23 protein-coding genes are annotated in these 15,952 nt (G+C 73.4%); 9 read left to right on the forward strand and 14 right to left on the reverse strand.

The genetic code is table 11. The annotated features are described in order from the left end of the window. Window positions 1–30: 30 nt before the first annotated feature. From aroQ to B0I33_RS20320, 8 genes are all read right to left on the reverse strand, one after another. The gene (gene aroQ, locus B0I33_RS20285) at window positions 31–462 is read right to left on the reverse strand and encodes a type II 3-dehydroquinate dehydratase (RefSeq protein ID WP_106180400.1); all 432 of its coding nucleotides are present in this window, start codon (window positions 460–462) and stop codon (window positions 31–33) included. After that, the gene (aroB, locus tag B0I33_RS20290; protein ID WP_106180401.1) at window positions 459–1,574 is read right to left on the reverse strand and encodes a 3-dehydroquinate synthase; all 1,116 of its coding nucleotides are present in this window, start codon (window positions 1,572–1,574) and stop codon (window positions 459–461) included. Before aroB ends, aroQ begins: the two co-directional genes overlap by 4 nt. A 60-nt stretch (window positions 1,575–1,634) precedes the next feature. Further along, window positions 1,635–2,159, reverse strand: coding sequence for a shikimate kinase (locus B0I33_RS20295; RefSeq protein WP_181193378.1), 525 nt, complete (start codon window positions 2,157–2,159; stop codon window positions 1,635–1,637). Beyond that, the gene (gene aroC / locus B0I33_RS20300) at window positions 2,156–3,343 is read right to left on the reverse strand and encodes a chorismate synthase (protein WP_106180403.1); all 1,188 of its coding nucleotides are present in this window, start codon (window positions 3,341–3,343) and stop codon (window positions 2,156–2,158) included. Before aroC ends, B0I33_RS20295 begins: the two co-directional genes overlap by 4 nt. A 33-nt stretch (window positions 3,344–3,376) precedes the next feature. Then, entirely contained in the window at window positions 3,377–4,045 is a 669-nt protein-coding gene (locus B0I33_RS20305; RefSeq protein ID WP_106180404.1) for a prepilin peptidase, read from the reverse strand. Window positions 4,046–4,292: 247 nt separating this feature from the next. Next, entirely contained in the window at window positions 4,293–4,946 is a 654-nt protein-coding gene (locus B0I33_RS20310; protein WP_106180405.1) for an anti-sigma factor family protein, read from the reverse strand. Beyond that, on the reverse strand, window positions 4,943–5,455 hold the full coding sequence (locus B0I33_RS20315) for a sigma-70 family RNA polymerase sigma factor (protein ID WP_106180406.1): 513 nt from the start codon (window positions 5,453–5,455) through the stop codon (window positions 4,943–4,945). The genes B0I33_RS20310 and B0I33_RS20315 overlap by 4 nt, the downstream gene beginning before the upstream one ends. Next, window positions 5,452–5,850 (reverse strand): hypothetical protein, encoded by a 399-nt coding sequence (locus tag B0I33_RS20320; protein WP_106180407.1) that lies wholly within the window; start codon window positions 5,848–5,850, stop codon window positions 5,452–5,454. The genes B0I33_RS20315 and B0I33_RS20320 overlap by 4 nt, the downstream gene beginning before the upstream one ends. 122 nt (window positions 5,851–5,972) lie before the next feature. Here B0I33_RS20320 and B0I33_RS20325 point away from each other — a divergent pair, with 122 nt between their 5' ends. After that, window positions 5,973–6,434: a Rieske (2Fe-2S) protein gene (locus B0I33_RS20325; RefSeq protein ID WP_106180408.1), complete on the forward strand. Its 462-nt coding sequence runs from the start codon at window positions 5,973–5,975 to the stop codon at window positions 6,432–6,434. A 36-nt stretch (window positions 6,435–6,470) separates the two neighbouring features. On the opposite strand, the gene B0I33_RS20330 is transcribed toward B0I33_RS20325, so the two are convergent. Continuing rightward, window positions 6,471–6,926 carry a PTS sugar transporter subunit IIA gene (locus B0I33_RS20330; protein ID WP_106180409.1) on the reverse strand — a complete coding sequence of 152 codons (456 nt, stop codon included), beginning with the start codon at window positions 6,924–6,926 and terminating at the stop codon, window positions 6,471–6,473. After that, on the reverse strand, window positions 6,923–7,159 hold the full coding sequence (locus B0I33_RS20335) for a PTS sugar transporter subunit IIB (protein ID WP_106180410.1): 237 nt from the start codon (window positions 7,157–7,159) through the stop codon (window positions 6,923–6,925). Before B0I33_RS20335 ends, B0I33_RS20330 begins: the two co-directional genes overlap by 4 nt. Before the next feature lie 149 nt (window positions 7,160–7,308). Here B0I33_RS20335 and B0I33_RS20340 point away from each other — a divergent pair, with 149 nt between their 5' ends. The 7 genes from B0I33_RS20340 (at window position 7,309) to B0I33_RS20370 (ending at window position 12,237) form a co-directional block, all read left to right on the forward strand. Continuing rightward, a complete protein-coding gene (locus B0I33_RS20340; RefSeq protein ID WP_106180411.1) occupies window positions 7,309–8,100 on the forward strand; it encodes a GntR family transcriptional regulator in 792 nt (263 codons plus the stop codon). Continuing rightward, entirely contained in the window at window positions 8,097–9,383 is a 1,287-nt protein-coding gene (locus B0I33_RS20345) for a PTS transporter subunit EIIC (RefSeq protein ID WP_106180412.1), read from the forward strand. Before B0I33_RS20340 ends, B0I33_RS20345 begins: the two co-directional genes overlap by 4 nt. Window positions 9,384–9,388: 5 nt before the next feature. Next, window positions 9,389–9,661: an HPr family phosphocarrier protein gene (locus B0I33_RS20350; RefSeq protein WP_106180413.1), complete on the forward strand. Its 273-nt coding sequence runs from the start codon at window positions 9,389–9,391 to the stop codon at window positions 9,659–9,661. An 86-nt stretch (window positions 9,662–9,747) separates the two neighbouring features. Continuing rightward, window positions 9,748–10,035: a DUF6343 family protein gene (locus B0I33_RS20355; protein ID WP_106180414.1), complete on the forward strand. Its 288-nt coding sequence runs from the start codon at window positions 9,748–9,750 to the stop codon at window positions 10,033–10,035. A 26-nt stretch (window positions 10,036–10,061) separates the two neighbouring features. Continuing rightward, entirely contained in the window at window positions 10,062–10,739 is a 678-nt protein-coding gene (locus B0I33_RS20360; RefSeq protein WP_106180415.1) for a phosphoribosyltransferase, read from the forward strand. A 3-nt stretch (window positions 10,740–10,742) separates the two neighbouring features. Then, complete coding sequence (locus tag B0I33_RS20365; protein ID WP_106180416.1) at window positions 10,743–11,390, forward strand: dienelactone hydrolase family protein; 648 nt, start codon at window positions 10,743–10,745, stop codon at window positions 11,388–11,390. A gap of 28 nt (window positions 11,391–11,418) precedes the next feature. After that, complete coding sequence (locus B0I33_RS20370; RefSeq protein ID WP_106180417.1) at window positions 11,419–12,237, forward strand: serine hydrolase domain-containing protein; 819 nt, start codon at window positions 11,419–11,421, stop codon at window positions 12,235–12,237. 4 nt (window positions 12,238–12,241) lie between these two features. On the opposite strand, the gene B0I33_RS20375 is transcribed toward B0I33_RS20370, so the two are convergent. The 4 genes from B0I33_RS20375 to B0I33_RS20390 all read right to left on the reverse strand — a co-directional run bounded on the left by B0I33_RS20375 (window position 12,242) and on the right by B0I33_RS20390 (window position 15,385). Next, window positions 12,242–13,186, reverse strand: coding sequence for a D-2-hydroxyacid dehydrogenase family protein (locus B0I33_RS20375; protein WP_106180418.1), 945 nt, complete (start codon window positions 13,184–13,186; stop codon window positions 12,242–12,244). Window positions 13,187–13,243: 57 nt separating this feature from the next. Further along, window positions 13,244–14,437 carry an endonuclease/exonuclease/phosphatase family protein gene (locus tag B0I33_RS20380; protein WP_425440499.1) on the reverse strand — a complete coding sequence of 398 codons (1,194 nt, stop codon included), beginning with the start codon at window positions 14,435–14,437 and terminating at the stop codon, window positions 13,244–13,246. A gap of 93 nt (window positions 14,438–14,530) precedes the next feature. After that, complete coding sequence (locus tag B0I33_RS20385) at window positions 14,531–14,917, reverse strand: VOC family protein (RefSeq protein WP_106180420.1); 387 nt, start codon at window positions 14,915–14,917, stop codon at window positions 14,531–14,533. Between the two features lie 87 nt (window positions 14,918–15,004). After that, window positions 15,005–15,385 carry a winged helix-turn-helix transcriptional regulator gene (locus tag B0I33_RS20390; protein WP_106180421.1) on the reverse strand — a complete coding sequence of 127 codons (381 nt, stop codon included), beginning with the start codon at window positions 15,383–15,385 and terminating at the stop codon, window positions 15,005–15,007. A 133-nt stretch (window positions 15,386–15,518) separates the two neighbouring features. Here B0I33_RS20390 and B0I33_RS20395 point away from each other — a divergent pair, with 133 nt between their 5' ends. Further along, window positions 15,519–15,926 (forward strand): RidA family protein, encoded by a 408-nt coding sequence (locus B0I33_RS20395; protein WP_106180422.1) that lies wholly within the window; start codon window positions 15,519–15,521, stop codon window positions 15,924–15,926. Window positions 15,927–15,952: the final 26 nt, after the last annotated feature.

Here is a 15,952-nt window from a genome sequence, read left to right on the forward strand (position 1 = left end):
GATACCGGGACGGCGCCCGCCGGGGCGGGATCAGTCCGCGCGGCCGGCGAGCCAGCGGAGCGCGAGGGCGTAGCCGTCCACGCCGAGCCCCACGACGAGGCCGGTCGCGATGTCGGAGAGCACGCTGTGGTGCCGGAACGACTCCCGCTTGTGCACGTTGGAGATGTGCAGTTCGATGAGCGGCGCGGTGAGCTGGGCGGCCGCGTCGCGCACGGCGATCGAGTAGTGGGTCCACGCGCCCGCGTTGAGCACCACGGCGCTGCCCGCGTCGGCGGCCTCGTGCAGCCATCCGACGAGCTCGCCCTCGTGGTCGGTCTGCCGCACCTCCACGGACAGGCCGAGGTCGCGTCCGGTGTCCAGGCAGAGCCGCACCAGGTCGTCGTAGGTGGTGGAGCCGTACACACCGGGCTCGCGCTTGCCGAGCCGGCCGAGGTTCGGGCCGTTGAGGACGAGCACGTTCACAGCAACATCCCTCCGCCCTGGGCCCCGCCGTCGCCCTCCGCGGCCACCGCCGAGTAGGCGGCGGCCAGCAGCGACGGGTCGGGCCCCTCCAGCCTCCCGGGCCTGGCGAGCCCGTCGAGCACCACGAACCGCAGCGTGCCGGAGCGGGTCTTCTTGTCGCGGCGCATGTTCTCCAGCAGTTGCGGCAGCGCGTCGGCGTCGTACGTGGTCGGCAGTCCCAGCGACCGCAGCACCGTGCCGTGCCGGTCGGCCGTGGCGTCGTCGAGCCGCCCGGCCAGCCGGGCGAGTTCGGCGGCGAACACCAGCCCCACGCTCACCGCCGCGCCGTGCCGCCAGCGGTAGCGCTCGCGGCGCTCGATGGCGTGCCCGAGCGTGTGCCCGTAGTTGAGGATCTCCCGCAGGTCGGACTCGCGCAGGTCGGCGGCGACCACGTCGGCCTTCACCTGGATCGAGCGGCGGACCAGCTCCGCCAGGACCTCCCCCGTGGTGTCGAGCGCGGCGGCGGGATCGGCCTCGATCAGCTCGAGGATCCGCGGATCGGCGATGAAACCGGCCTTGACGACCTCGGCCATGCCCGCGACCAGCTCGTTCGGCGGGAGGGTCTCCAGCGTCGCGAGGTCGGCCAGCACGGCGGCCGGCTCGTGGAAGGCGCCGACGAGGTTCTTGCCCGCCTCGGTGTTGATGCCGGTCTTGCCGCCGACGGCGGCGTCCACCATGCCGAGCAGGGTGGTGGGCACGTTGACCAGCCGCACGCCACGCATCCACGTGGCGGCGACGAAGCCCGCGAGGTCGGTGACGGCGCCGCCACCGAGGCCGACCACGACGCCGCGGCGGTCCAGGCCCATCCGGCCGAGCACCTCCCAGCAGAACGCCGCCACGGAGAACGACTTGCCCTCCTCGGCGTCGGGGATCTCGACGCGGTGCGCGTCCAGCCCGGCCTCCGCGAGCTCCGCGCGGACCGCCTCGGCCGTGGTGGTGAGCGTCGGCGGGTGGAACACCGCGATCGTCGAGGCGTCCCGCACCACCTCGGTCAGCTCGCCCAGCAGGCCGCGGCCCACCAGGACCTCGTACGGCCGCGCGGTCTTCACCTCGATGCGGACCGGCTCGGTCATCGTGCTCCTCAGCGTTGTCTCCCGGCGGCACCCGGGACGGCCACGTTACTCCACAAAGGACTATTCAGCGCCGGGCGGGCCCGTGCCCAGCCAGGCGGCGATCTCGCCCGCCACCGCATCCGGCCCCCTGCCGTCGGTGCCGAACTCGGCGGTGGCGACCTCCCGGTACACGGGCAGCCGCGCGTCCAGCAGCGCCTTGTACGTCGCCCTCGGGTTCACCCCGGCCAGCAGCGGCCGGGCCGACGACAGCCCGGTGCGGCGGATTCCCTCGCTCAGCCCGACGTTGAGGAAGGCCACGGTGTGCGCGGTCAGCAGCTTCCGCGTGGCAGGCGACAGCACCGAACCCCCGCCCAGCGCGAGGACGCCGTCGTGCTCGGCCAGCGCCACCGCGACCCGCTCCTCCTCGATCGCGCGGAAGGCGGGCTCGCCGTCGGTCGCGAAGATGTCGGCGATCTCCCGGCCGGTGTGCGCGACCACGTCGGCGTCGGTGTCGCGGAACCGGACCCCGAGCCGGCCGGCCAGCAGCCTGCCGACCGTGGTCTTGCCCGACCCGGGCGGTCCCACCACGACGACCCGCGGTGTCACCAGCGTTCCTCCAGCGCTCGCAGGTATCCCTCGGCGTTGTGCTTGCTCTCGGCCAGCGAGTCGCCGCCGAACTTCTCCAGCGCCGCGTCGGCGAGCACGAGGGCGACGACGGACTCCAGCACCACCCCGGCCCTCGGCACGGCGCAGACGTCCGAGCGCTGGTGGATGGCCACGGCGGGCTCACCCGTCGCCACGTCTACTGTGGACAGGGCGCGGGGCACCGTCGAGATCGGCTTCATGGCGACGCGGACCCGCAGCGGCTCGCCGTTGGTGATCCCGCCCTCCAGGCCACCCGCCCGGTTCGACCGCCGGGTGACGCCTTTCGGCCCGGTGCCGGGGTCGATCTCGTCGTGCGCCTGGCTGCCCCACCGGCGCGCGGTGGTGAAGCCGTCGCCGACCTCCACCCCCTTCATCGCCTGCACGCCCATCAGGGCGCCGGCGAGGCGCGCGTCGAGCCTGCGGTCCCAGTGCACGTGCGAGCCGAGCCCGGGTGGCAGCCCGTAGACGATCACCTCGATGACCCCGCCGACGGTGTCCCCCGCCTTCCGCACGGCGTCGACCTCGGCGACCATCACCTCCGTCGCCTCGTCGCCGAACGCCCGCACCGGGCTCTCGTCGATCGCGGCCAGGTCTCCGGGCTCCGGCAGCGGCCCCTCGGGTGCCTGCGCCCCGCCGATCGACACGACGTGGCTGATCACCTCGGCGCCCAGCAGCTGGCGGAGGTACGCCCGCGCGACGGTGCCGAGCGCCGTCCGCGACGCGGTCTCGCGTGCACTGGCCCGCTCGAGCACCGGACGCGCCTCGTCGAACCCGTACTTCTGCATGCCGGGCAGGTCGGCGTGGCCGGGCCGGGGCCGGGTCAGCGGCTCGTTGCGGGCGAGCCCCTCCAGCTCGGCCGCGTCGACCGGATCGGCCGCCATGACCTTCTCCCACTTGGGCCACTCGGAGTTCTCGATCTGCACCGCGATGGGCCCGCCCTGGGTGCGGCCGTGACGGACACCGCCGACGAACTCGACGCGGTCGGTCTCGAACCCCATCCGGGGACTCCGGCCGAAGCCGAGCCGCCTGCGGGCGAGCTGCTCGCTCACGTCGGACGTGGTGATCCCCACCCCGGCCACCATGCCCTCGAGCACGGCGGCCAGGGCGGGTCCGTGTGATTCACCTGCGGTAATCCAGCGCAACACGCCACGATCCTGTCACGTGGCCCGGACCGTGCTTCAGCTACCCAGGTGCACCTCCGGACCCGGTTCGATGCCACCGCCGGGGAAGGCCGTCAGCAGGCACGCCGCCGCCAGCAGCCCCGGCCCGTGCGGCACCCCGCCGCGCCACCGGCGCCGCCGGAGCAGGGCCGCCGCGCCGGCCAGACCCAGCGTGGTCACCGCCGCCAGGAAGGCGGCGACCACGAGGGCCGGCCAGCCGGTCGCGCCGAGCACGCCGCCGAGGCTGCCCGACAGCTTGACGTCGCCCGCGCCGAGCGCGTGCGGCGCGACCATGTGCACGAGGACGTGTGCGCCGGCGAACACCAGGGCCGCGAGCGCCGCTCTCCCGGCCAGGGTGCCGCCGGGCCCGGCCACCGCGGCGACGCCCACCGCCGCGCCCGCGAGGGGGTACGCGGGCAGGGTCAGTGCGTCGGGCAGCCGCCGGTGGGCGAGATCCGCCAGGGCCAGCGGGACGGTCAGCCCGGTGACGACGAGTGGCACGGGCAGCCACCATCCGGGCCAGCCACCCGCCGACCACCGCGCGGCCACCGCCGCCCACAGCACGGCGGTGCCGGCCGCGCACCACCGGCCGGGCACGGCGGCGGGGCGCCGGGCACGGGCAAGCACCTGGCCGCCTGCCCAGCCGACACCGGCACCGGCCACGGCGAACACGAGTTCCCTGTACACCCCTCCAGCCTCCGGCCTCGCCGGAACGCGCGGCAAGAGCGAACCGGAGCGAGAGCTCCGCTCGCTGCCGTGGGCCAGGGATTTCACCCGGACGGGAGCGCGGCGGCCCGGGTGCGCCCGCTCCGGGTCGCCCGGAACGAGCCACTCCGGACAGGCGGTCTCCGGAACGGGCCACCCCAGACAGGCGACGTCCGGAACGGGCCACCCCAGACAGACGCACGGGACGGCGGGGAGACCGGACCGCCGCTCAGCCCGACACGGGCAGCCGGAGCACGGTCGGCCCGTCCGGCACGCGGATCTCCAGCGACTGGATGTCGCCGGGGCGCAGCGGGGAGCCCACCGTCATCTCGGCCGTGCCGTCGGGCAGGGCGTGCCACGACGCCAGTTCGTCGGTCCGCCCGTCCCGCCGGACGGCGACCAGGACATAGTCACCCCCACGGCCGCCGTCGTAGCTGCACGACATCCACACCTGCGTGCCCCACGACGCCTCGCTGACGCTCGCGCTGGCCTGCACCGGGTACGCCCCGAGCGGCGTCATCGCCGTGGCCTCGCCCGGCTCGCCGCGGGCGGGCAGGACCAGCGCGAGCACGAGCGCCAGGCACGCGGCCGCCGCGGCGGCCACGGCCGCGCCGCCCGCGATCCGGCGCCGGCGCCGCTCCCGCCGGACGCGGCCGAGCAGCGCGGGCAGCAGTTCCGGGGACGGTCGCTCCTCGGGCACGGGGTCGGCCTGGGCGAGCAGCCCGGGCATCCCGGCCAGCTCGCGGACCGAGCGCGCGCACGCGTCGCAGTCCCGGAGGTGCTGCTCGAACGCCGCCTGGTCCTCCGGGGACAGGGCGCCCAGGACATAGGCCGCGTCGAAGGTCACGAAGGGGTCGGGGTCCGCTCCGGCGAGCCTGCTCATCGGGTCACCCCCTTCTCCTCCAGTGCCATGCGCAGCGCGCGCAGGGCGTAGTGCGTGCGGGACTTGACGGTTCCCTCGGCGATCCCGAGGTGCAGGGCGGCGTCGGCGACCGACATCCCGCGGAAGTAGCACAGCGCCAGCACCTCCCGGTGCCGGGCCGACAGCTCCGCGAGCGCCTCCGACACGAGCCAGCCCTGCAGCGCGCGCTCGGTGCCGTCCGGTACCGCCAGTTCGGGCGGCGCCTCGGTCGGCACCTCCGCCCTGGCCGCGGCGGAGCGCCAGCCGTCGATCGCGATCCGCCGGGCCACCGTGAACAACCACGCGCGGGCCGAACGCTGGGACTGGTCGAGGACACCCGGATGGCGCCACGCCCGCAGCAACGTCTCCTGCACGATGTCCTCTGCCCTGGTCCGCTCGCCTCCGGTGAGGCGCAGCGCGTACGACCACAGCGCGGCGGCGTGCTCGTCGTGGAGCGCGCGCATCAACCGCGACTCGGCCGCCTCGTTCACGCCCGGCTGCCCTCCCTGGCCACGCCGTCGCGGACCCGGCCCCGCTGGACGGCGAGCAGCGCGATCCCGAACACCACGCAGGCGCCCTCGGTGATCACGCCCCACAGCTCGGCCTGCGTGCGGAACTGCTCCTGCACGCCGAAGAAGCCGACGGTGAGGGACAGCACGTACGCGGCGAGGGTGGCCACGCCGAAGCCGATGGCGCCCAGCGCGGGCAGCCAGTGGTGCCACGCCAGCACGGCGACCGCGAGCACCACGCCCGCACCCACGTTGACCAGGAACAGCGGGCCCACCACGTCGGTGTACCTGGCCCAGTCGAGCCACACGACCAGGTGCACCCACGCGGAGCCGAGCAGTCCCAGAGCCACCAGCAGCCGCAACGTCCAGCCGACCATCACACGCTCCCGCCCGAGCCGGTTCTTCCGAAGGCCTTCGTCCCTGACACGGGAGGGGCCCCGGCCGGGTTCAATTCTCCTCGCGATTGAACCGGGCTCGTGGCCGTCTCGTGTCCAGACACATGACTGCCCAATCCCACACCCGTCGCACCGTGCTCACCACCGGAGCCGCCATCGCGGGCGCCGCCGTCGGGGGCGTGACCCTCGCGGCCTGCGGCGACAGCGGAACCGGAAGCGACCCCGCGGCCTCCGGAGGCGACGCGGGCGGCGCCAGCCCGGCGCCGCCGAGCGGACAGGCACTGGCCTCGGTGAGCGAGGTGCCGGTCGGCGAGGCGAAGTCCGTCACCACGCCCGACGGCGCCGAGGCGATCGTCTCCCGGCAGGACGAGTCGACCGTCGCGGGCTTCAGCGCCGTGTGCACCCATCAGGGCTGCACGGTGCAGCCCGAGGGCACGGAGCTGAAGTGCCCGTGCCACGGCTCGCTGTTCGACGCCTTCACCGGCGAGGTGAAGAACGGCCCCGCCACCGAACCGCTCCCACCGATCAACGTGAAGATCGAGAACGGCCGGATCGTCACGGCCTGACCCGGCGCACCTGGTCCGGCCTGCGGGGCCGCCCCGTCAGCCGGACCAGGTGAACAGCTCGTCGCCCGCCGAGACCGCCGCGCCGGGGCCCGGCGCGGTGAGGGTGCCGTCCGTCGCGTCGAGCGCGATCACCGGCACGACCGGCGAGTAGCCCGCGGCCGTCACGGCGTCGGGGTCCCAGCTCACGACGGGCTGCCCGGCGCGTACCGACTCGCCCTGCACCACGTGCAGCGAGAACCCCTCACCCTGCTGCTTGACCGTGTCGATGCCCAGGTGCACGAGCACCGCCCGGCCGTCGTCCGCGGCGACGACGAACGCGTGCGGATGCAACGTCGCGACCGTCCCGTCGATGGGAGCCACGGCGTCGGCACGGCCGCCCTCCGGCCGGACCGCGACGCCCGGGCCCACCATCGCCTGCGCGAAGACCGGATCCGGCACCTCACCGAGCGGTATCGTCGTGCCCGCCACCGGGCTGTGCACCGCCAGCGTCACATCAGGTCCTGGATGTCCGAGGCGATCGTGTCGGCCTCCGGTCCGACGATGACCTGCACGACGTCGCCCGCCCGCACCACGCCGTGCGCCCCCGCCTTCTTCAGCGCCGCCTCGTCGACGACGGACCCGTCCTCCAGCTCGCACCGCAGCCGCGTGATGCAGCCTTCGATGTCGAGCACGTTGTCCGCGCCGCCGAGCGCCGCAAGGATCTTCTCCGGCCTGTCGTCCGCCATCGCGGCCTCCTGAATCTCTGGGTTACGGAACACGAACCCGTAACGGTGGTTGACACCCGATCGGGTAGCGGAGCATTCTGCCCCATCAGCAAATGGTCTAGACCGGAACGTACCAATATTCGCCGGTCGACGCGAGCATGGAGGCGCCGATGGATTCGCTCACCGGTACCTCCGTCCCCGTGGACCGGGTCGTGGACGGGCCCACGCCCAAACACGCTCAGCTGCGGGAGATCCTGCGCCGGATCGTGGAGCGGGAGCTCCCGCCGGGTGCCCCGATCCCGTCCGAACGCGAGCTCGCGGAGCGCTACGGCGTCTCCCGGCTCACCGTGCGCTCGGCGATCGGGAGGCTCGTGGACGAGGGGCTGCTCTCCCGGGTGCGCGGCAAGGGCACGTTCACGGCGAGCAAGCGGATGGAGCTGCAGCTCTACCTCATGTCGTTCACCGCGGACATGCGCCGCCGCGGGCTGCTGCCCACCACCGAGGTGCTCACCGCGGCCAGGGCACGGCCGCCCGCCGCGACGGCGGGCGCGCTCGGGCTCGACGGGCGGGATCCCGCGTTCCGCCTGCACCGCCTGCGCCGCGCGGACGGGGTGCCACTCGCCGTCGAACGCGGCTGGTACCACCCCCGCGCGGTGCCCGGCTTCCTCGAGCTGGACCTGGCCCAGTCGCTCTACGCGCAGCTGGCGGAACGCTACGGCATCCGCTTCGACCGGGCGTGGCAGACCGTCTGGGCCGAGTCCGCCGACCGGGAGACCGCCCGGCTGCTGGGGATCCGCGCCGGCAGCCCGCTCCTCGTCTTCCGCAGGGTCTCCAGCGTGCGCGGGGAGCCGGTGGAGGACATGACGTCCTGGTACCGGGGAGATCACTACCAGGTGACCATGCAACTGGACCGGAGTGCCCCGGATTCCGGCCACCTTCCGAAACATGGAGGTACCCGATGAGCGCCCCCACCACGGCGGCGGGATCGAAGGGTAAAGGCAAAGGGCTGGCGGGTCTCCAGCGCTTCGGCCGCAGCCTGATGCTGCCCATCGCCACCCTTCCCGCCGCCGGTCTGCTGCTGCGGTTCGGCCAGGGCGACATGCTCGGCCGCTGGCCGGCCACCGAGGACATCGCGGCCGTGCTGGCCGCCGCGGGCGGCGGGCTGTTCGACTTCCTGCCGCTGATCTTCGCCGTCGGTATCGCGATCGGCTTCGCCCGCAAGGGCGACGGCTCCACCGCCGTCGCGGCCGTGGTCGGCTGGGTGGTCTTCAACAAGGTGGTCCAGGTCTTCGCCCCCATCGACTCCCTGGAGGGTTTCGACCCCGAAGCCAGTGCGGGCTGGTATCTGGCACCCACCAAATGGCCCTACAGCGTGCTCTCCGGCGTCATCGTCGGCCTGGTGACAGCCAAGCTGTGGGAACGGTTCCATCGCGTCAAGCTGCCGCAGTACCTGGCGTTCTTCGGCGGGCGGCGGTTCGTGCCGATCATCAACGCGGTCGCACTGCTGCTGCTCGGCGTGGTGTTCGGGCTCATCTTCCCGGTCATCGACGCGGCCATGCAGAACATCGGCGAGGCCGTCACCAGCGACGCGGTGATCGGCGGCGGCCTCTACGGCACGCTCAACCGGCTGCTGATCCCGCTGGGCCTGCACCACCTGCTCAACGTGCCGGTGTGGTTCATCTTCGACGGCGGCGACATCAACAACTTCTTCGCCGGCGACCCGGAAGCCGGCATCTTCATGGCCGGGTTCTTCCCGATCTTCATGTTCGCCCTGCCCGCCGCGGCGCTGGCGATCTGGCAGTCGGCGCGGCCGAGCCAGAAGAAGATCGTCGGCGGCATCATGGTCGCGGGCGCGCTGACGTCGTTCATCACCGGTGTCACCGAGCCGCTCGAGTTCTCGTTCATGTTCGTCGCGTGGCCGCTGTACCTCATCCACGCGGTGCTCACCGGTCTCTCGCTGGCGATCGTCAACGCGCTGGACATTCACCTCGGGTTCTCGTTCTCCGCGGGCGCCATCGACTTCCTGCTCAACGCCGGGGCGCCCGCGGCGAGCAAGGCGTGGCTGCTCATCCCGATCGGCCTGGTCTACGCCGCGATCTACTACTTCCTCTTCCGGTTCGTCATCACGAAGTGGAACATGCGCACGCCGGGCCGCGAGGAGGACGAGGAGATCGTGGCCGCGGAGACGCCCAGGGATCCGGCCGAGGAGAAGTCCTCCTCCGGCGCCAAGCCGAAGGAGGAGTAGCAGCCATGCCGCAGCGAACGGTCACGGTGGCCAGCAAGGTCGGCCTGCACGCCCGGCCCGCCGCCCTCGTGGCGAAGACGGCCGCCGCGCAGGCGGTGCCCGTCACCATCGCCAGGAACGGCGGCACGCCGGTTCCGGCGGGCAGCGTGCTGAACCTGATGACGCTCGGCGCGGGCCACGGTGACGAGGTGGTGCTCTCCGCCGAGGGCGAGGGCGCCCAGGAAGCCCTCGACGCGGTGGCCGAGCTCATCGCCAGCGACCTGGACGGAAGCGACTGAAGCAGGGCCGAAGCGGCTCCCCGGCGTCCCTCGCCGGGGAGCCGCTTTCGCGTGTGAGCCCAGGTGCGCCCGGGTATCCCCCGGTCATGAGGCGACGGCACGGTGAGCCGCGCACCCGCGAGGAGTACGCGCGCGGCCTGCCCGACTACCACGACCCGACGGGCGGCTTCGGGGGCGCCGCCCCGGCCTACAGCGCACTCACCCTGCGCATCGTGCTGGCGTCGGTCGCGATCGTGCTGAGCATCGGCGGGGCCGTCCTGTTCGCGTTCACCGGCGTGCTGTGGGGAACGGCGCTGCTGGGCGTCCTCGCCGTCGGCAGCGCGATCGACCTGGCCTGGGTCATCCACCGCAAACGCCGGGGCGAACCCGGCTGAGACGCGTGCAGACGGGAGGTCAGCCCATGACGCGCTGGACCACGACCGTGAACGAGACTTTCGCCGACCGGCGGGACGCGGGACGGCGGCTCGCCGAGCTGCTGCGGGACCGGGACTGGGCCCGGCCCGTGGTGCTCGGCCTCGCCAGGGGCGGTGTCCCGGTCGCCGCCGAGATCGCCGCCGAGCTCGGCGCGCCGCTGGACGTCACGGTGGCCCGCAAGATCGGCGCGCCCGGTCACCCGGAGTTCGGCATCGGGGCGGTCACCGCGCACGGACCCGCGATCTACGACGAGCGCAGCACGACCATGCTCGGCCTGACGCGCCCGGACCTCGACCGGGCGTGCGCGGAGGAGCGCGCGGAGGCGCGCCGCCGCGTCGACCGCTACCAGCGGGGCCGGGACCCCGAGTCGCTCGAGGGACGGGACGTGATCGTGGTCGACGACGGCCTCGCCACCGGCGTGACCGCCACCGCGGCGCTCCGGGCGGTGCGGGCGGACCACCCCCGCCGGATCGTGCTCGCCGCTCCGGTGTGCGCCACCCAGGCGGCGGCGAGCCTGCGTGCCGAGGCCGATGAGGTGATCTGCGCGAGCGAGCCCGCGGAGTTCCGCGCCGTCGGCCAGTGGTACGCCGACTTCCGGCAGACCACGGACGAGGAGGTCGTCCGCATCCTCGAGGACGCCCGTGACCGTCGCGGCGGGGAGTGAACCATGACCGCACCCTTCGTCGTCACCACAGAAACCGCGGCGCTGCGCGGGGACCTGACCGTGCCGGCCGACGCGGCAGGCGTGGTCGCCTTCGCACACGGTTCGGGCAGCTCCCGGCTCAGCCCGCGCAACGTGGCCGTGGCCAGGACCCTGCAGGACAACCGGCTCGCGACGCTGCTGTTCGACCTGCTCAGCCCGGACGAGGAGCAGGTGGACGCACGGACGCGCGAGCTGCGCTTCGACGTGCCGCTGCTCGCCGGGCGCCTGGTCGAGGCCGTCGACGAGCTCGCGGAGCACGAGACCACCGCCCGGCTGCCGCTGGGGCTGTTCGGCGCCAGCACGGGCGCGGCGGCAGCGCTGGTCGCGGCCGCCCGGCGCCCCGAGCGGGTGCGGGCCGTGGTCTCCCGGGGCGGCCGCCCCGATCTCGCGGGCGAGGCGCTGCCCAGCGTCCGCTGCCCGGTGCAGCTGGTGGTCGGTGAGCACGACCACCAGGTGCTGCGGCTCAACGAGCAGGCCGCGGAGCGGCTCGGCGGGCCGTCGCGGATCGAGGTGGTGCCCGGCGCCACCCACCTGTTCGAGGAGCCCGGCGCGCTGGAACAGGTGGCCGGACTGGCGGCGGACTGGTTCGCCACGCACCTGGCCACCCCGTGAGCTCCAGCCCTTTCGTAGGGTGGGGGTCATGGACAGCGTGCGCTTGATCGACCAGTGGCCTGTGGACAACGCCGCCGCGGCGGTGGTGAGCGCCGACGGCACCGTGCTGGGCAGGCACGGCGACGGCGCCCGGGTGTTCCGGCTGGCGTCGGTCACCAAGCTGTTCACCGCGTACACCACGCTGATCGCGGTCGAGGAGGGCGTGGTGGAGCTCGACACCCCGGCCGGGCCGGAGGGCGCCACGATCCGGCACCTGCTGGCGCACACGGCCGGACTCGCGTTCGACGAACACCGGGTGATGGCGCCACCGGGACAGCGCAGGATGTACTCGAACGCGGGCTTCGAGCAGCTCGCCGACGCGCTGGCCGAGCATTCGGGCATCGCCTTCCGCGACTACCAGGACGAGGCGCTGTTCGCCCCGCTGCGGATGACGAACACCCGGCTGGAGGGCTCGCCCGGCGCGGGTGCGGTGTCCACGCTGGACGACCTGGTGCTGTTCGCCGCCGAGCTGCAGCGGCCGAAGCTGCTCTCCCCGGACACCCTCGGGACCGCCACGGAGGTGGCCTTTCCCGGCGTGACCGGGGTGCTGCCCGGCTTCGGGCACCAGAAACCGAACGACTGGGGCCTCGGCTTCGAGATCCGGGACGGCAAGAGCCCGCACTGGACGGGTTCGCTCAGCTCGCCGCGCACGTTCGGCCACTTCGGACAGTCGGGCACCTTCCTGTGGGTGGACCCGGACGCGGGCGCGGCCTGTGCTGCTCTCGCCGACCGCGATTTCGGCCCGTGGGCCGCCGAGGCGTGGCCCGCGTTCACCGACGCGGTGCTCACCGAGCTGCGCGGATCGTGAGCGGTCAGGGGCGCAGGACGCGCACCGGCTCCCCCGCCTGGTAGGCGGCGATGTCCTCGACGGCGTCGCGGTAGAACACCTCGTACAGGTCCCGCGTCACGTACCCGATGTGCGGGGTGAGCACGGTGTTCGGCAGCGACCGCAGCGGGTGGTCGGCGGGCAGCGGCTCGACGTCGTACACGTCGAGCGCCGCGCCCCCGATGCGGCCTTCGCGCAGGGCGGTCACCAGCGCCGTCTCGTCGACGATCGGCCCGCGTGACGTGTTGACCAGCAACGCGGTCGGCTTGAGCAGGGCCAGCTCCTCCGCGCCGAGCAGTCCCCGGGTACGCTCGCTCAGGACCAGGTGGATCGAGAGCACGTCGGCGGTGCGCAGCAGCTCCTCCTCGGACACCGCGGTGACGTCGTGCTCGGCGGCCCGTTCGGGCGTGAGGTGCCGGCTCCACGCGATCGTGCGCATGCCGAAGGCCTGCCCGATCCGCGCCACCCGCGAGCCGAGCCGGCCCAGACCGAGCAGGCCGAGTGTCGCGCCGTGCAAGCCGCGGCCGACGGTGCGCTGCCAGCCCCCCTCGCGCACCGACCGTTCCTCCACGGGCAGGTTCCGCATCGCGGCCAGGATCAGCGCCCACGTGTGCTCGGCGGTCGGGTGCGGCAGGTAGCCCGTTCCGCACACGACGATGCCGAGCCGCTCGGCCGCCGCCAGGTCGATGGACGCGTTGCGGGGCCCGGTGGTCACCAGCAGCCGCAGGTCGGGCAGCCGTTCCAGGAGTGCCGCGGGGAACGGCGTGCGCTCGCGCATCGCGACGACCACCTCGCACCCGGCGAGCCGCCGGACCAGCTCGTCGCGGTCGGCGACGTGCTCGGTGAACACCTCGACCTCCGCGCCGAGCGAGTCCCAGTCGGCGAGCTCGAGGGCGACGTTCTGGTAGTCGTCGAGGATGGCGATGCGCATGGCCCCACGCTAGTGCCCCACCAAGAAAGGTTCAGCGCGTCTCTCCGCGGCCCAGCACTAGGGCACGAGCACGTCCACCCGGACCAGGTGGTGGTCGGAGGCGTCGTTGAGCCGGGCCAGCGGCGTGCCGGGCACCGGCCAGTAGACGGCGCCGCCCCGCACGACGAGCCCCCGGGACGGCAGCACGTAGTCGACGCGGAGGTTGCCGGGCGCGGCGTCGTTGAAGTCGGCGGTGTCGAACCACGGGTAACCCTCGTGCTCCGCGTTGGCACCGCCCTGCTCGTGCGCCGCGACCACGCCGCCGAGGCTGGCGGGCCGGGTGTCGTGCACGCGTGGCGCGCCGAGCAGCCTGCCGATCGAGCCGGGCACGCTGTCGCCGTCCACCGGGTCGGAGTTGTAGTCGCCCGCGATCACGAACCGGGCGCCCGCCGGGAGGCCGCCCCGCCTGCCCTGGTCGTCGTAGACGTAGCCGCCCCGTCCGGGGGTGACGTAGTCGGCCCAGAACCGGATCTCGTCGTGGTTGCGGGTGCCGTTGCGGTCCTCGGCACCGTCGAAGGTGGGCGGCGTCGGGTGCGCGGTCAGGAAGTGCACGGTGCGGCGGCCGATGCGGACCGGCACGTCCCAGTGCGACTTCGACGACAGGCGCAGCACGTCGAGCACCTCGGGCGAGTACCAGTCGGCCGGGGCCGGCGTGGCCGGGTCGTCCGGGAGCAGCGCGCCGGGCATGTCCTTCCACCGGAACCGCTGGAACGTCCGGACGTGCTCCGCGTCGATCGGGTACCGCGAGAGCACCAGCATCCCGTACTGCCCCTCGAACAGCCCGAAGCCGTGCGCGTCGTTGCCGCCGCCGACGGTGCCGTCGTGGTCGAGGTCGAAGCCGGTGGGCACACCGGTGTTGACCGGGGCGGCGAACGCGTACGGGTAGTCGATGGGCCGGGCACCGTTCTGGCCGACCTCCAGGTAGTTGTCCCGGAACGCGTCGGCGGCGGCACCGCCCGCCACATAGTCGAACTCGTTGAGCAGCAGCACGTCCGGCCGGTTGCGATGGATCACCTCGGCGACCTCGCGGGCCTGCGGGTCGTCCGGGGTGGACAGGTCGGCGAGCAGCTCACCCTCCGCGCCGCGGTTCAGCGAGGCGTTGAACGTCGCGAACCGGATCTCGGGCCCCGGCGTGGCACCGGCGGGGACGGGCAGGGCGGTCAGGGCGAGCACGGCGGCCAGCGCCGGCAGGAGCACACGTCTGCGAGTCACGCCGACACCCTAGGCGGGACAACGGGCCCCGACATGAGCACGAGGTGAACTGTTATCCGCGCCCCGGTGGCGGCGGCGCGGGAGCGGCCGGGTTCAGGGGCAACGGTCCGCGAGGACGCAGAACTCGTTGCCCTCCGGGTCGGCGAGGACGACCCAGCTCGCGTCGCCCTGGCCGACGTCGGCGTGCCGGGCACCCAGGTCGAGCAGGCGACGGACCTCGTCGGCCTGCTCCCGGTCGGTGGGGTTGACGTCGAGATGGAGCCTGTTCTTGCCGGTCTTGCCCTCGGGCACGTGCGCGAAGGTCAGCGTCGGGGGCACCGGGCCGGGACGGTTCCTGCCCTCCGGCACCCGGGGCGAGCCGATGGTGACGACTTCGCCGTCGTCGTCCTGCACCTCGTAGCCGAGGACCGAGCACCAGAACCGGGCGAGACCGCGGGGATCGGCACAGTCGATCGCGAGCTCGGTGAACTTGCTGGCCATGTCGGAACCTCCCAGTCAGGTGGCGGCCGCCGGAGGCCACACGCTAGCCGGGAACGCTCCGCGACGGTGATCGGGACCTGGTGGCCGTCAGACGTCGGCGCGGCGGCGGGCCGCCTCGATGTGGCCGAGGTACCGGTGGGTCCAGTCGCACATTCCGCCGACCGTCGCCCGCAGGGCTCGTCCCGGTTCGGTGAGGGTGTACTCGACCCGCGGCGGCACGGTGGGATGCACCGTTCGCTCGACCAGGCCGTTGCGCTCCATCATGCGCAGGTTCTGGGTGAGCATCTTGTGGCTGATGCCCTCGACCTCGTCGCGCAACTCGCTGAAGCGCAGCGTGCCCGCACCGAGGGCCTCGATGATGAGCAAGGCCCACTTGTTGGCGACATCCGAGAAGATCTCCCGCGCCAGCGAGTCCGCGCGCCTGAGGTCGGCTTGCCCGGGCGAGTCCCGGAACCGCTTGGTCACCATCAGGTTCCCCCGTCACGACAAAGTGCGTTCTTCCACGGCAGCCAACACTCTCCTATGGTTTCCGGGTAACCGCAAGAAACCACTGGTCCGGGCGCCGTGGCCCACGGGCGCCCGGACGAGGAAGGCAGGCAGCATGGCCATCACCCTGGTGAACCCCGCCGGGTTGCCCGAGACCGAGGTCTACCGGCAGGTGTCGGTCGCCTCGGGGACGAGGCTGGTCTTCATCGCCGGGCAGGTCGCCTGGGACGCCGACGGCACCACCGTCGGGGAAGGCGACCTCGCCGCGCAGGTCGAGCAGTGCTACCTCAACGTCGGCACCGCCCTGGCCGCGGCCGGCGGATCCTTCGACGACGTGGCCAAACTGACCGTCTACGTCGTCGACTGGGCCCCCGAGAAGATGTCCGCGCTGCTGGAGGGGATCTCCCGGGCGGCGGCGAAGCTGGGCACCACTCCCGTGCCCCCGGCCACGCTGCTGGGCGTCGCCGCGCTGGACGTCCCCGACCACCTCGTCGAGGTCGAAGCCACCGCGGTCATCGACTGAACCGGGGACCGCTCGCCGGTGACCGT

Origin of the sequence: Prauserella shujinwangii, from assembly GCF_003001955.1 — a bacterium.
Taxonomy (GTDB): domain Bacteria; phylum Actinomycetota; class Actinomycetes; order Mycobacteriales; family Pseudonocardiaceae; genus Qaidamihabitans; species Qaidamihabitans shujinwangii.